The organism is uncultured Cetobacterium sp., assembly GCF_947072685.1.
Classification (GTDB): Bacteria; Fusobacteriota; Fusobacteriia; order Fusobacteriales; family Fusobacteriaceae; genus Cetobacterium_A.
In genome coordinates this window covers 1-17,459 of sequence record NZ_CAMTIK010000007.1, presented here as the reverse complement: position 1 = coordinate 17,459, position 17,459 = coordinate 1, and the positions used below count along the sequence as shown (strand labels likewise).

Below are 17,459 nucleotides of genomic sequence, written 5' to 3'. Positions count from 1 at the left end.
AGATGAGACTATGTACACTCTAAAACTAATCATATTTTTTATTTTTATGATTAGCAATACCATATTCAGTAAAGATCTTGCGATTAAAAATAAAACCTTTAATGTAGTTCAAGAATCTGACCCCAGAACATTTGACCCACATTTTGGAAATGATGGTTTTTCTCTTCGAATAAACCGTCTAATATACTCCAGATTATTTGAGAAAGATTCTAACATGAATACTACTCTTGGCATAGTGAAAACTTATAAATTTATTGATAATAAAAATATTGATTTCACATTAAAAGATGATATCTATTTTCAAAATGGAGATAAATTGACATCAGATGATGTTAAATTTTCTTTTGAACGGATGAAGAATTCTCCTAGAATTTCTGCATTTCTTCCACCGGTACAAGATATTATCATAAAAGATGAGAAAAACTTCACTATGATTTTGTCAAATCCATTTTCGCCTATAATTGATCAGCTTACTCACCCTGCACTAAGCATTGTCAGTAAGAAGTATTTGGAAGGAAATCCTGAAATTTTAATAACTAAACCAATGGGAAGCGGTAAATATATTTTAAAAGAATGGATTCCTGGAGAAAGCGTTGTTTTAGAAAGATTTGAAAACTACTTTGAAAATAAACCTAGCTATGAAATTATAAATATAAAAACAATCCCTTTAGCGACAAATAGAACTTTTAGCCTAGAGACAGGGGAAGCTGATTTAGCATTTTCTCTACCCGTACAAGACAAGAAGATTATTGATAAAAACACAAGACTTAAATATATTTCAAAACCATCTTTTTCTTATACTTATATGGGATTAAACTTAAATAAAACTATTTTTAATGATATTGATATTAGAAAAGCTATCGATCTTGCTGTTGATAAAACTATGATACTGGAGGTTGTTTTAAATGGGCAAGGAAAAATTGCCAACTCTCCAGTTGCTGATGGAGTTAAGGGGTATAATAAAAATTTAAAAAATGAAATTTATAATAAAGATAAGGCTAATAGATTGATGAATAATCGTAAAATAAATCTTACTCTTGCCACAATGAATAATAGTATGGATATTCAGATAGCTGAATTAATTACAGGGTATTTAAAAGAGATTGGCATATCTGTTAATATAAGTGTTTTAGATAATAATATATATTGGCTAAAAACAAATCAAGGAGAGTTTGATATGTTTATAGGCTCTTGGGGAAGTATTACTGGAGATTCAGACTACGCCCTGTATCCAACTCATCATTCAACATCTTTTGGGTCGTCTGGAAATAGAACTTTTTTTAAAAATGAGAGAGTAGATTCACTACTCGACAAAGCACGAAACACTTTAAATCAAAATGAAAGAAATCAGATTTACATGGAAATACAAGAGATAATCGTACAAAACCACGGAGAAGTTATGCTTTTTTACAGGGATTTAAATGGGGGTATAAGCAGTGAAGTAAAAGGATTTGAGATGTATCCTATTCCTATCCATGACTATTCATTAGGAACTATTTATTAAAATCATGATTCAAATTGAAGGAAAACATTTGACTTTATAGTTTTCATGTTGTAATAACTATAGTAATAAAATGAATAAAGGGGTTGATACCATGATTATAGCTTATGAAAAACTTACAAATTCTTACAAAGATATTATAAAAGAGAATCTTTTTAATATAGGAGAGGGATTTATTCTGGATACTAAAAATAATATACTTCATAAATTTAATAGTATTAACAATGTTACTCTTGAGGTTTTAGAAGGATTAAATGTTAATAAAGGTGAAATTGTTCTCATATACCCGTGTAATTTGAGAGATATGAGAAAAACTTTAGATATTTGTGTAGAATCTTATATTGTTAGAAATAGTAACTTTGAAAAAATTTGTGAAGCTATTCACGGGTGCCCTTGTACAAAAAGAAATATACTAATACATTCAAATATAGATCTTAGAACTTGTAATGTTCTTTTCTAACTAAGAAATGGAGAAAGTTATGCTAAATTAAGCAAAACATCTCCATTTTTTTATATATCAGAATAATAAAAAATGAGATTTAAGATTAAAAAATAATCTAAAAATACAAGTATATTAATATATTTGTATTTTGAATATGCTCATTATTATTAAAGTTTTGTCATTATCTGTCTAAAATGAATATATTTAAACCAAAAAAAAGCATAAAATTGACCTCAAGAATAATTTGACAAAACTATGAAATATAATTAAACTTTTAAATATATTTATAACCAAAAAGGTTTGAAAACATACATTTTAAAAATTAAAAATTGGAAATTTTTCAGAGTAACTAAAAATAAAATATAATTTGGAGGTTTAACAATGGGTCATCCTACGATTTATCCAACAGGAGCTACAATTTATAATCCAGAAAAAGCATGGAATGGTTACACAGTATTTAATTTAATTGGTTTAGGTGCAATGTTAATTGATATGAATGGTCGGGAAATTCGTTTATGGGAAGGTTTACAAGGATTTCCAAATAAACTTTTTCCTAATGGGCATATTTTAGGTAGTAGAGGGGAACGAAATCCTAAATTTGGAATGCAAGATCAAATTGATTTAGTTGAATTAGATTGGGATGGAAATCTTGTTTGGAAATTTGATGAATATGAACATGTTGAAGATGAGGGCGAAAATCCTAGATGGATGGCAAGACAACATCATGATTACCAAAGAGAAGGAAATCCAGTTGGATATTTTGTTCCTGGAATGGAGCCTAAAATAGGTGGTGGAAAAACGTTAATATTAGGGCATAAAAATATTAGAAACCATAAAATTTCAGATAAACTATTACACGATGATGTGATCTATGAGGTGGATGAAAATAACAAAGTTATCTGGGAATGGTCATGTAATGAACATTTTGATGAACTAGGTTTTTCAGAAGAAGCTAAAAACGTCCTATTTAGAGACCCTAATTTAAGAGCTACTCACCCTGAAAAAGTAGGAGATTGGATGCATATTAACTCAATGTCTGTATTGGGGCCAAATAGATTTTATGATGCAGGAGATGAAAGATTTCATCCAGATAATATAATCTGGGATGCAAGAGAAACAAATATCATTGCAATAATAAGTAAAAAAACAGGAGAAATTGTATGGAAAATAGGTCCCGATTATAATACAAAAGAGCTCAAACATTTAGGATGTATTATTGGGCAGCATCATGCGCATATGATTCCAAGAGGACTTCCTGGTGAAGGAAATATACTTGTTTTTGATAACGGCGGATGGGCAGGATATGGTGCTCCAAATCCTGTTTCGAAATTTGGAGAAAAAAATGCAAGAAGAGATTTTTCTAGAGTTCTAGAAATAGATCCACTTACATTAGAAATTGTTTGGAAATATACTCCATTAGAAGCTGGATTTGTGATGCCACTAGATGCTTCAAGATTTTACAGCCCATTCATTAGTGGCGCTCAAAGATTACCAAACGGTAACACTTTAATCACAGAAGGATCTAATGGTAGATTGATTGAAGTGACATCTGACTTTGAAATTGTTTGGGAATATATAAATCCAAGATGGGACAAAGAAATCATGAACATGAATATGATTTATAGATCATACAGAGCTCCATATGACTGGGTTCCTCAAATCGAAAAGCCTATCGAAATACCTATAGAAAAAATAGATGTTTCAACATTTAGAGTTCCTGGGGCAGCTCCTAGCGGTGTTTCTAGCAGGATAAAAGTAGAGGGTACTCTTCCATATGTTATGGCTGATGCTTTGAGTGCTTGTGTTGCAGCCGGGGATGAAGTACAAGAAAAGCCTAAATTATTTGATATAAACGAACAACTATTCCCAGGGATTACATCTACAAAATTAGATAGCATTATTAGTGAAAATAAAAATATTCTTGTTTTTGTTGGAGCTGAGCGATGTAAAAACTGTAGGGCTTTACAACCTATACTCGAAGAGATTTTACCTGATTTCGAGGGGCAATTTGAACAATATCACCTTGATGCTGATAAAGAAAAGATATACTTAGAAAACAATAAAATAAAATCTATTCCAACTTTACTATTATATAAAAATGGGGAGTTAAAGGGAAGATTGATAGGATCACATTCAATTGACGAGGTAGAAGAGTTCTTAGAGCAGTAATATTAATTTTAAGAAGGTTACCTCAAAAAAGGGTAACCTTCTTAAATAGGAGGATATTATGGAAAATATTGCAAAGCTAGACAATATATTAGAGGAAAGTAAATTTGATAAAAAGAAATTTATAAAATGGGTTATTTCACTGATGATAATGTTTACTCCTATGTTAATACAGATAAACGAAAGTTACACATATAGTATCAGAACATTCTTTATGATTACAATTTTAGTTATAATGATTTGGGCTTTCGAACTTATGCCTTTAGCTGCTCCTGCACTAGTTTTACCGATAGTTTATATCAGTTTAGGATTAGCTACCCCTACTCAAGCATTTTCTCCATGGACAACTGAGATGCCATGGTTATTTATCGGTGGAATGATCATATCAAGTGTTTTTGAAAGAACAGGCCTAATGAATAGAATGGCAATTACAGCAATAAAAATATCTGGTGGAACATACAAAGGCATTCTTTTAGGATTTCTAATTGTTGGTTTAATATTGTGTATAATAATACCGAGTACTGCTGCGAGAACAACTTTATTTTTACCTCTCGCTTATGGAATTATAACCGCTTTAAATTTAAAAAAAAATTCTAAGGAAGCCATCGCTATAATGGCTAGTAGCTCATTTATGGCATTAACACCTTGGACAATTGTGGATGGAGTAAATTTAATTTCTTACTCTATAGCAAGAACTCTCAATGTCAACTTAACATGGATAGAATATATGAAAGAAATGGGAATTATGACATTTTTCTTATCTGCAGTTTACATAGCTGCTATTTTATTTTTTTATAAAGGAAATGCTAATATTTTTAAAAAAGAAAATCACTTCAAAACAAAAGAATATTTTGAAAAAGAGTACTTGAAATTGGGGAGAATAAATACAAATGAAAAAAAAGTAATCTTTGTTTTAGTAATTATGGTCACTATATTATGTACTAGCAGTATACACAATATATCTGCAGGTTGGGTATTTGCGATTGGCGCTTTTTGTTTCTATTTACCAGGTATAGATGTAGCCAAAGAAACAGATTTAAAAAGTATAAATATGTCAATGATTATATTGATGACTGGTGCAATGACAATAGGAGCTGTTTCAATGGCTACAGGAGCAGGAGCATTCATAGGTAAAATTTTAACAACTTACTTAAACGGAAATAGTTTTGAAATTGTTTCAATAAGCTGGTTAATCGGAGTTATTGTTAACTTTTTATTGACTCCTTTGGCTGCTGCCAGTGCACTTACACAGCCGCTAATTGAAGCAGCTATTGAAAATGGAATTTCTCCAACTGTGATTATAAATTCATACGCCATAGGATTGGAACAAATCATTTTCCCTTACGAATATGTCTTACCTTTAATGATGTTTAGTTATGGTGTTATGAGTTTAAAAGAGTTTGTAAAAATATATTTATTAAAAATGATATTAAGTATAATTTTTTTACTAGTTATTTGTGTTCCTTATTGGGGGATGCTTGGATTACTTTAAATATTGGAGGAGAAAATGGAAAATATCTACGATTTAATAATTGTTGGAGCTGGACCAGCTGGACTTGCTGCAGGTGTATATGGTGCTAGAGCCAAAATGAAAACTTTAATTTTAGAAAAAGGGACTATTGGAGGAATGGCATCAAAAACTACAGAAATAGTCAATTATCCTGGAATACCTAAGACTTCAGGAGAAAGACTTGGAGAAGTTATGTCTAAGCATGCTGAAAATTTAGGGGCAGTAATTGTAAGGGATAGTATTAGAACTGTAGAACTCGAAGGTGAAATCAAAATTTTAAAAAGTAGAAGAAAAGAATATAAAGCTAGAAGTATTATATTTGCGACTGGAACTAGGCCTAGAGTTTTAGGAATCCCTGGAGAAATAGATTTTAAAGGAAGAGGGGTCGCTTATTGCGCTACATGTGATGCTGAATTTTTTTCGAATCAAGAAGTGGTGGTAATCGGAAGTGGGGATCAAGCTATTGAAGAGGGAATGTTCATCTCTAAATACGCTTCGAAAGTAAAAATTATTGTGCTGCATGACGAGGGTATTTTAGATTGTAATAGACTAAGTGCCGAAGAGGCCTTTAAAAATACAAAATTAGAATTTATTTGGAATTCAACGTTAAATGAAATTATAGGTGAAGAATCTGTTGAAAAAGTACAAATAAAAAATCTAAAAACTGGAGAAATTACAGATTTATCTTGTAAAGGTGTTTTCTTCTTCGTAGGAATGATTCCAAATACAGAGTTTTTAGAAGACACAAGTTTAAAACTTGATAATATAGGTCATATAGAGTGTGATTCCCTATTAAACTCATCAATCTCTGGAGTTTTTGTGGCGGGAGATGTGAGAGAAAAATATTTAAAACAGGTTATAACTGCTGCTGCAGATGGAGCTATTGCTGCCGTTTCTGCCGAAAGATACTTAGAAGAAATGAATATTTATACAAACAGAATTAAAGATAAGAAAGTAGCTATTGGATTTTGGAATTCTTTAGATAGTGATGGATTAAAATATCTTTCCGAAAAAGAAAGTGAGTTAAAAAATAACTCTATTGATGATTTTATCTATGTTGATATCAGAAAAAATAAACATTTAGCTAAATTTTTTGACAAAGAAAATATCACTTGCCCTGAGTTAATAATCAATAAATAAAAGCATACAATAAAATAGGAGGTTACAAAATGGGTCACCCAACAATTTATCCAACAGGAGCTACAATTTATAATCCAGAAAAAGCATGGAGCGGTTATACACTTTTTCCTTTAAAAGGACAAGGAGTTATGTTAATCGATATGAACGGAGGAGAAATAAGACTTTGGGAAAATTTAAAAGGATTTCCTGCAAAAATGTTTCCTGGTGGATATGTTTTAGGTAGTAAAAAAGAACGAAGTTCAAAATTTGGAATGCAAGATTATGAGGATGTTGTTCAATTAGATTGGGATGGAAATGAAGTTTGGAGATTTGACAGATACGAACATATCCACGATGAAGGAATGGAGCCTCGATGGATGGCAAGACAACACCATGATTATCAAAGAGAAGGAAATCCAGTAGGATATTATGTCCCTGGAATGGAACCAAAGGTAATCGGTGGAAAGACCATGATATTAGGACACAAAACTGTCAGAAATTTAAAAATTTCAGATAAATTGTTATTAGATGATGTGATCTATGAAGTTGATGAAAATGGAAAAATTATATGGGAATGGGTTTGTAACGAACACTTTGATGAGTTTGGATTTTCAGAAGAAGCTAAAAATGTATTGTTTAGAAATCCTAATTTAAGAAATGTTGAACCTGAAAAAATTGGAGATTGGATGCACATTAACTCCATGTCAATTTTAGGTCCAAATAGATGGTATGATGCAGGAGACGAAAGATTCCATCCAGACAATATAATTTGGGATGGAAGAGAGACTAATATAATAGCTATCATCAGCAAAGCAACTGGTAAAATCACATGGCAAATCGGTCCATATTACAATACTCCTGAATTAAAACACTTAGGATGCATCATAGGTCAACATCACGCGCATATGATTCCTAGAGGGCTTCCTGGAGAGGGAAATGTTTTAGTATTCGACAACGGTGGTTGGGCTGGGTACGGTTCTCCAAATCCAGAATCAAAATATGGAGAGAAAAACGCCAGAAGAGACTATTCAAGAATATTAGAAATAGACCCAGTTACACTAGAGATAGTGTGGCAATATACACCTAAAGAAGCTGGATTTGTAATGCCATTAGATGCTTCAAAATTTTATAGTCCATTCATCAGTGGTGCCCAAAGATTAGCAAACGGAAACACTCTAATCACAGAAGGATCAAATGGTAGACTCCTAGAAGTTACTTCAAGTTATGAAATTGTTTGGGAATATATCAATCCATATTGGGATAAAGAGATAATGAATATGAATATGGTTTATAGAGCCTATAGAGTTCCTTATGAGTGGGTTCCACAACTTGATAAACCTATCGAAACTAAAATTGATAAAATAGATGTTTCAACTTTTAGAGTTCCTGGTTCAAAACCTTTAGGTGGAGCTACAAGAGTAAAGGTTGAAGGTGTTTCTGCATGGGAAAAATCGAACGCTTTAAACGCTTGTGTTGCGGCTGGAGATGAAACGGAGGAAAAACCAAAGCTATTTAAAATAAACTCTTCTCTGTTTGCACATATAGATGAAAATAGTATTGAGAATGAGCTATCTAAAATTGACAATCTTGGAATTATATTTGTAGGGGCCGAAAGATGTAAAAATTGTCTTGCTCTTCAACCTATATTAGAAGAACTGATTCCAATTTACAAAGAGGAATCTGATCTGATAGCATTCCATTTAGATGCCGATAAAAATAAAGATTTCATGGCAAAAAATAATTTAAAATCAATTCCAGTATTGCTTTTGGTAAGAGATAATGAAGTTGTTGATAGACTCTCCGGATTTAACCCAATCGACGAAGTTGAAGAATTTATAGAAAGAAACCTTTAAGGGGGATTAAAAATGAGAGAGATGGAGAGTGAAAGAGCCTTAAAAGGCTCTTTCTACACAATAAAAGATGATTTTTACAAATGGATTGGAACTTTTATCACACTAACTATAGTTTGGATACTGACGCAGAAATACAGCCTAGACTATAAAACATCGATATTTTTCGTTATAACTATCTTTGCAATTTTACTCTGGTGCTTTTCACTAATACCAGATGCGATAACAGGGCTACTACTCCCAACTTTATACGTCATATTCAAAGTTTCATCTCCTGCTGTAGCATTTAAAGCCTGGACATCAACAATCCCATGGTTAGTTTTAGCTGCAATGTTAATTTCTACCATGCTAAATGAAACTGGAGTTGCCAGAAGAATAGGAATTTGGAGTATTGCCAAATTTGGGAAAACATTTTCAACAATTTTACTTGGGATAACATTAGCAGGAATAATAATTACACCATTTATTCCATCTGTAATAGCCAAAATTATAATTTTTAATATTATTACAATAGGACTAATTGAAACCCTAGGATATAAACCAAAAAGTTTAGAAGCTACACTTATCATAATGGCTGGTTTTTTTGTTATATCTACATTCAGATTAGGTTTTGCTACCGGAGACTCTGGGATTATAATAGGTTTAAACTATGCACAACAAGTTACAGGAAGTGTTTTAACTTGGACACAGTATTTAATACATAACTTGCCTTATGTTCTTTTTTATACGTTTGGATCTCTAGGGATTTTAATTTTATTCTCAAAAAATACAAAACCTCTAACAAAAGAAAAAATAGAACTTTTACAAGAGAAATATTTAGATTTAGGAAAAATTAAAAATCAAGAAAAAAAAGCGTTCTTGATGATGGGATTCGCGCTATTGTTGATGTCTACCGAAAGCATCCACAAAATAAATTCAGCTTGGATTCTAATCGTTTTATCATCTTTATTTTTTATACCTAAGATAGATTTATTAAATAATGACAGTTTGAAAAAAATAAACTTATTTTCGCTTTTATTTATTGTGGGTGCTATGAGTATCGGATCTGTAGCATCAGAAACACAAGCTATAAATATAATCAAAAATCTTCTTCAACCATTTTTTTCAGGATCAATCTTTTCAATCATAACGGTATCTTATATATCTGGAATTTTATTAAACTTTTTACTGACTCCATTAGCAGCTATGTCATCCTTTACAATACCTTTGATACAACTTGGTATCGAAAACAACATAAATCCCTACATAATGACATACATTTTTCAAATTTCACTGGATCAATATCTATTGCCTTACGAATTTGCAGGACTATTATTAGTTTATACTTCTGGATATGTTTCGTTGAAAACATTAGTACAAATTCTTATTGTTAGAATGGGATTTGGGTTGATTGTTTTATTAGGAATCGCCTATCCTTGGTGGAATATTTTGGGAATAATATCAAATTAAATTATAATAGGAGAATTTATGAAAAGTAAAAATGAAATTCCTTTATCTATTGCTTTATTGCCGATAGGATTTTTACTTATAGTAATATTTTACGCAGTTATTATTGCAAAATTACCCGTACATTTTCCAGTTTTTGCATCGGCAATGTTTGCAGCTTTAGTCAGTAAAGTTTTATTGAAATGCAATTGGAAAGATTTGGAGATTGGAATTTCTGAAACTCTTAAAATAGTTATTATCCCAATCTTGATACTACTCGTTATAGGAATGTCAATAGGAACGTGGATACTATCTGGAGTTGTCCCGACAATGATATATTATGGGTTAAAAATGATAACCCCAAATATATTTTTGCCTGTGGCATTAATCAGTTGCTCTCTAATATCAATTTCAACAGGAAGTTCATGGACAACCATGTCCACGATAGGAATTGCATTGATGGGTATGGGAGAGGGTTTAGGTATGCCTAAAGAAGTGATAGTTGGTGCAGTTCTATCAGGGGCATATTTTGGTGATAAGATGTCTCCGCTATCAGATACTACCAACCTAGCTCCTCTCATGGCTGGAGCAAAACTATTTGATCATATAAAACATATGCTCTACACTACTGTTCCGGCGTATTTATTTACTTTAATAGGTTTTGTTATTTTAGGAAATAAATACTCAGCAATAACAGTTAATGATATTGGTATTAATTCAATGCTAAATACTCTAAATGAAAATTTTAATATAACACCTTGGTTAATTTTAATACCAATATTAACAATAGGATTAGTCATAAAGAAAGTTCCTGCTCTTCCTGGTTTATTTTTAGGAGCGCTATTGGGTGGTGGAGCTTCAATTCTTGTACAAAATAGATCTTTGATTGATGTTATGAGAGTATTTCAATTTGGATACAATAGTAATACTGGAATTAAAACAATAGATAATCTCTTAACTCGTGGCGGAATGTCTTCAATGCTAATGACAATATCTTTGATTATTTCAGCACTTACATTTGCAGGAATAATGGAAAAATCTGGAATGTTAGAAAAATTAGCATTTGAAATTTCTAAAATAGCCAATACAAAAAATAAACTCGTTGTAGCTTCAGTAATTACACCTTTTTTGACAAATTTATGTGCTGGAGGACAATATATGTCCATCGTTATAACCGGAAGAATGTTCCGAAAAAATTATGAAGATTTTAATTTAGCACCTAAAAATTTATCTAGGGCTTTGGAAGATGGTGGAACAATCACATCACCTTTAGTTCCATGGACTGTTTGTGGTGCTTTTGTAGCAACCACTTTCGGTGTTCCGACATATATGTACGCACCATTTTGTTTTTTTAATTTAATTTGTCCAATAATCTCAATATTTTATGGAATTTTTGGAATAACCATTGAAGATAATGGTACAAATATATCTACAATTTTAGAAGATAAAGAAATGGAAGAAATTGTATCTGATAACAATTGATTTTCAATTACTCAAGCTGATAATAACTAAAATTATTATTAGCTTTTTTTATTTTTGTAAGTTTAATTCAAATTATTTAAAATTTATTCTCAATATTCAACTTCATATCAAATCTTTTTTTCATACATTATCCCATTCAAATAAGGCATAGTGTGCAAAAATATATTTAAAATTAAAATTAAAAGTTGACTTAATACAGAGGTTTATGTAAAATTAATTCAAACATGTTTAAAAAATTTTAAAAAGGAGTTTGATGTGAATAATAAAATACCGAATGAATTTACAAAAGTATCCGCAACATTATCTCATCAGGAAAATAATGAAATCACAAATATTTTAGATGGAAATTTAGAAACTATTTATGCTTCAAGTGGAAAATACGGTGCTGGTTCTTATGCCGATATCTATTTTACTTTTTCTTCTCATAAAGCAATTGAGGGGGTTGAGTTTTATACAAGCAACAATAAAGGCTGGGGACTTGTTCAAAGATATGAAATTTTATATCGAAATAACATATCTACATCTGATTGGGTATCTGTTCATGGAATAACTGATGCAGAAAAAAATATTGGATGGAGAACAGCACAGTTTCAACCAGTTTTTGCTAAAGAAATCTGTATACGTGTCCACGCAAGTAATGGTGGTTTTGTAACAATAAATGAAGCTAAAGTACATCAAAATTTAAAATTTGATATGGATATGCAGACTTTAATTGAACAAATTGACGATAAGCTATATCTTCCAAATTATTTAGATCTTGTATTAATTAATGAAATTGCTACTGAACTATCAGAAAATAAAGAAGCTCAAAAAATAATAGAGGTTATAAAATATAATTTTTTATCAAAACATGATATAAATGAAACTAAAGATAGTTTTATCAAAAAAACATCAGTAAATGTAAAAGAATTTTGTGAAACTCTAAAAATAAAAGAAACTGAAGAGCTAAACTCTTTAAATTTATTTGTTCAAGGAAATCAAAATATACTTTTAATATCTAATAAAGATTGTGAAGTATTACTTTTAGAGCATAAAGACCAACCCACATACAGTAAGACTTTAAAAATAAAAAACGGTCTAAATACAATATATATTCCAAATTCTGGAGAACTATTTTCTCTTGGAAATAACCAAGGAGAAATTATTTTCAAAACTTATGGAGCAAGTGAAACAAGCATCTTTAAAATGGGAGAAAGTAAATTCTCACAATTTTTAAGTGCACAAGGAGATAGAAGCCATATATTTGTGGAAGGAAAAAACTTTATCGCAAATATGAAAAAAGAATGGATCACAACTAATTTTGATGAGCATCGATTTTTAGATTCTATACTCACATTGGATACATACTTTGACTATCTATACAATCTGTTAGATATGTCTTTATTTTATGAAAAAAATAGAGTGAAGAGATTATTATGGCAAGGAACTTCTGAAGTTGGTAGCAACGCAAACTCTTCCGAAATAGGGAGCTATCTTACTTTTGGTGGAGATGCAAGTTTGTTTTTCCAAAAAGGAATTCATAATTTAGCTAACTCTACATTATTTACACTAACATCTGAAGAGATGGTTTCGGATAAATTTTTCCCAAATGAGTTAGCAGATATCTTAAAAATAGGGTTTTCTAAAACTTTTGAATTAAAATATAATAAAAATTTAATTTTAACAGAGGACATAAAAAAAGATACTTTTATAAAACTTTTAATGTACTCAAATTCTGATAGATTTATGACTAGACTATTCAGAAAATATTATACTCACGAATTTCAACCAAACGAAAAACCAATGGATATGTTAGCTCTTTGGATGAGTGAGTTATTATTTAGAAATATCGGTTCATTATTCTCTCAAATGGATTATGAGATATCTCAAGATATTTTGGATAAGTGTAGTATCTATCCAAATTTATTTTTAAATATAGATGAGATAACATCTGAAAACTATAAAGAATTTTCAAGAAGAGAGATTGAACTATTCAATCAAAGTTACTTGAAAAAAATTGAATTGGAGGGAAGAATATAGATATGGATTTAAAAGAATTTGTACCTGAATTAAATTTTGTTAGAAATGGAAATGCTCCAAGTTCAAATGTATTCAACCTAAAACTAAGCAATTACTCTGTAATAAAAAATTTGATTCTAGAAAGTCAAAATTATATTTTCCCAAAAGCATTGCATATCGAATTTAAAGATTTTTTAGGAAATGTTGTTCGTTTAAATGCTAAAGAAGTAATCACTGAAGGAAATATCCAAAAATGGGAGCTAGATCCTGCCCTGACGGAAGAGATAAAAATTTTAATCGACGGTGAAGAAGCTTCAATAATAAATGCAACTCCAGTTATTGTGGATGGTAAAAAATACTATAAAAATGAAGATGTAGATACAAGAATAAAAATTAATGAAATCAAAATTAGTAAAGAAAATGAAAATAAAGATATCTATTTTGGTCTTCATGAATCGAGAATAATTGACAGAATTGAATTTTTATCAAATGGTGAATTTGAATTATTCTATTCTTCTGGAGATAATCAAGAGTTTGTAAAAATAAATGCTGAGATGGACGGAGATAGTGGAACTTATACTTTCTTACCAGTAATGGTAAAAAGATTGTATTTAAGAAGTGTAAACCCATTAGATGTAGCGTTCTTTGAAAATACCAATATCTATATTTTTAATTATCTCTCTTATGAGATTAACTCTCTTTTTGTAGATAATACTTTTACAGCAGTTAAGGAAAGCGTTACATATAATACCATTAAAAATATCGATTCTAAGGTATATGTAACAGAAGAATATATCGCAAAATTAAATTTAGCAAAAAAACTATTAGCTGGACAAGAGGAAGGGAAAACGATGATATATAGAAATGATACGTTCCAAATGTGGAGAGAGTTTTCTCTAAGTAAAAATATGTCTCACGGATATATAGAAATAGAATATGAAGATTACTATGGAAATATCTTTAAAAAAACGCCTCTTTCAATCAATGGAGACAAAGTAACATTTACACCCTTCTTTGCAAAGGATATATCATTTAAACTTTTTGGAAATAATCAAGAAGATATTACTGTTGTAGGCGAGCCAATCATAGAGGATTATTACTGTGAAATTGATACAGATACTAGAGTAGACAAATCAATAATCACAGCTACATCTGGGTGCGGAAACTATGCTCATTTAATAGCTCAAAGAGCTGTGGACGGAGATCCTTCTACTCAATTTCACAGTAATCCATTCACTTCAATAGGTTATGGGGACGTTTATTTTTCTTTTACAAAAGAAAAGGTAATAGATAGAGTTCATGTATTGACAAGACCAAACTCTTTGGGAAGAATTCAAAACTATACTTTATTTTATAAGGAAACATCAACAGATGAGTGGATGGAAGTAGCTCAATGCTTAATGGATGGAATGGCAGGGAATTGGAGAAATGTTCACTTCAAACCAATCCTAGCTAAAGAATTGTGTGTAAGAGTTACAAAAGGGAATGATGATCATGTTTTAATATATGAAACAGAATTTTTTAAATACAATCGTCTTTACGATACTTTGATGAATTGTTTTACAGATGAGAATAAAACAGCTTTAGTTAATGGTATAGATTTAGACTATTTAAAATACCTAAAAACTCTTTTAAACGGAACTGAAGAGTATATCTCTATTTATAATGAAATCGAAAATTTATATATTGAAAGTATCGAACCAAATATATTTAAAAGCATAAATTTAGACAGTTACTCTGTTATTACAGGTGTGAATTTTGTAAGTATGGATGAGATTTTAAGAGCTGATATCAGATATCATGATGCTCAAGGAAAAGAGTTTAGAGTAAAAAATATTTCAATCACCAATTTAGAAAATAATAAAAATATATTTAAATTCGCTGAGATTTATTCAAATAATTTTGAACTTTTAATCTATGGAACTACTGAAATTTATGGTGTTGAAGTTATTAAAGAAAATATAGAAAACTATACTTTTAATACTGATGTGGATACAAGTTATAACAAAGACAGTATGTCAATTGACTATTATTCAACAAATGGTGTTATTTATAATATGATAAAATTTTCAGAACAAAAATTAATCTCTAGATTAACTACAACATTTGAAGATGATTTCGCTATATACTATGAAAATACCTTAACACAAGAAAAATATTTATATAGTGAAAATAATAAAAAAATTGTTAAAATGAATCCAATATTTATGTCTAATATGATTATTAGAACTCCTAATAGAAGAATCAAAAAAGAAGAGATCTCCGTATATATTCAAAACTTCTTAGAAGATGATATCGATGCCATCTTTACAGATAAAACTTATACCTCTTTAAAAACTGGTATAACATTTGAAAATATAGTAGAGCTTGAGAAAAGAGTTTCTATAACTCAAGATTATAAAGACAAAATCGAGTTGGCTAAAAATCTATTTAGAGAAACTGTTGCTCAACAAGACACCGCTTTTTTAAGTAGTGATCTAAACGTTATAAATCATGTTAAATTACAATTAAAAAACAATATAAATAGCTTATATGGAGTAACAATTTTATACATCGATAGCTTGGGAATAGAAAGAACTACAAGGAATTTAAAATACAGTGTTGAAGAAAGAGTTTTAGATATTACATTTAACCCAATATACACTCAAAATTTCAAGGTGAAAGTATATCTAGAAGAAAAGGAACAGTGGAAACCACACTTTATAGACATAGTTCCATGCAATCAAAACAAGTACTATATAACTGACGATACATTCACTGAAATACCTCAAAATACAATCAAGGGTATATCTAGATGTGGAGCTCATAAGCCTATCGAAAATGCTCTAGATGGCAATTTAGACACTAATTTTTATGGAACAAGTATTGGAGATATTGAGTTTATATTTGAAAGTCCAAAAGTTGTAGATCAATTTAGGTATGTTTGTAATTCTGGAAATGGAAATATAAAAAGCGGGGAAATCTACTATAAAGAGTTGGATGGAGAGGAATGGATTTTTGCAACAAACTTCTCAATCGCAAATTCTGCTAATAAGAATATAAAAATATTAGAAATCCCTCCTGTTCTAGCAAAAGAGGTTATGCTTAGAACTTTAGAATCGAGCAGTAACTCTGTTTCATTATATGAAGTATGGTTTAAAATATATAACCCGATTTACAATAAAGTTAAAAATCTATTCAACGATGATTTTACAAAATTACAAGATGGAATAGGAATAAAAGATATTGAAGATATTGAAAAATATGTAACTGAAGATAAAGAACTTATAGTGGCGCTAGAATTGGCTAAACTTTTTCTAAACAATAATGGAAAGGTACCTTTTGATACACTTAGCCTAAAATCTATCGAACAAAATTCAGCTCACTATTTTAATAGAGTAAAAGCAAATCATACTGGTGGAATATTTTTAACACCTCATTATTTAAAACCAAACCAAGATTATATTTTTGTTTTAAATAAATCTGTTCAAGGTGCATTATTAACTTTCCAAGGAAAACCATCATCAAATTACAATATGAATTTAAAAAAAGGTATAAATGTAATAAATCCTGGAAACTATCAAGGGCAGTTATTCCTTCTTGGGGATAGATCTGAAGAGATCAAAATGTACACTTTAAGTGAGTTAAACAATGGACTAACTTATAGATATGGATATGATTCATTTAAAGATTTATATACTAAAGATAAAATAGAAAGTGAAGTGGATGAACATCACAACTCTAATTTAGCTTATATAGAAGGGGTAAATACAGTAGTATCTGTTGATGTTGAATGGCTTAGAAGAAATATAAAGCAAGAGGATTTTTTAAATACTTTTGAATTAAGAGAAGAATTCATAGACTTTTTATACAGCTTAGTTGGAGCTAATAAAGCTTTTGATGAACCAATTCCATATAAAAGAATTATGTGGCAAGGGCTACGTACCAACAATCCTCATGCTGGTGTTGGAACTGGTGGTGGATACA

The 17,459-nt window shown here is 30.2% G+C and carries 10 protein-coding genes; all 10 read left to right on the top strand.

Translation table 11 applies throughout. The features are described from left to right. Window positions 1-10 precede the first annotated feature (10 nt). Window positions 11-1,504 (top strand): ABC transporter substrate-binding protein, encoded by a 1,494-nt coding sequence (locus tag Q0V67_RS03665; RefSeq protein ID WP_297597167.1) that lies wholly within the window; start codon window positions 11-13, stop codon window positions 1,502-1,504. A gap of 91 nt (window positions 1,505-1,595) precedes the next feature. Beyond that, a complete protein-coding gene (locus Q0V67_RS03660) occupies window positions 1,596-1,961 on the top strand; it encodes a hypothetical protein (RefSeq protein ID WP_297597165.1) in 366 nt (121 codons plus the stop codon). Between the two features lie 363 nt (window positions 1,962-2,324). Then, window positions 2,325-4,112 carry an aryl-sulfate sulfotransferase gene (locus Q0V67_RS03655; RefSeq protein WP_297597163.1) on the top strand — a complete coding sequence of 596 codons (1,788 nt, stop codon included), beginning with the start codon at window positions 2,325-2,327 and terminating at the stop codon, window positions 4,110-4,112. A gap of 58 nt (window positions 4,113-4,170) precedes the next feature. Continuing rightward, window positions 4,171-5,601, top strand: coding sequence for an SLC13 family permease (locus Q0V67_RS03650; RefSeq protein ID WP_297597161.1), 1,431 nt, complete (start codon window positions 4,171-4,173; stop codon window positions 5,599-5,601). Between the two features lie 15 nt (window positions 5,602-5,616). Next, a complete protein-coding gene (locus tag Q0V67_RS03645) occupies window positions 5,617-6,759 on the top strand; it encodes an FAD-dependent oxidoreductase (protein ID WP_297597159.1) in 1,143 nt (380 codons plus the stop codon). A 29-nt stretch (window positions 6,760-6,788) separates the two neighbouring features. Continuing rightward, window positions 6,789-8,591: an aryl-sulfate sulfotransferase gene (locus Q0V67_RS03640; protein WP_297597158.1), complete on the top strand. Its 1,803-nt coding sequence runs from the start codon at window positions 6,789-6,791 to the stop codon at window positions 8,589-8,591. A gap of 12 nt (window positions 8,592-8,603) precedes the next feature. Further along, window positions 8,604-10,037, top strand: coding sequence for an SLC13 family permease (locus Q0V67_RS03635; RefSeq protein WP_297597156.1), 1,434 nt, complete (start codon window positions 8,604-8,606; stop codon window positions 10,035-10,037). Between the two features lie 18 nt (window positions 10,038-10,055). Then, window positions 10,056-11,495, top strand: coding sequence for a Na+/H+ antiporter NhaC (gene nhaC, locus Q0V67_RS03630; protein WP_297597154.1), 1,440 nt, complete (start codon window positions 10,056-10,058; stop codon window positions 11,493-11,495). A 255-nt stretch (window positions 11,496-11,750) separates the two neighbouring features. Next, complete coding sequence (locus Q0V67_RS03625) at window positions 11,751-13,514, top strand: discoidin domain-containing protein (protein ID WP_297597152.1); 1,764 nt, start codon at window positions 11,751-11,753, stop codon at window positions 13,512-13,514. 2 nt (window positions 13,515-13,516) lie between these two features. After that, window positions 13,517-17,459: discoidin domain-containing protein (locus Q0V67_RS03620; RefSeq protein ID WP_297597150.1), on the top strand; the 3,943-nt coding region annotated here is incomplete at its 3' end.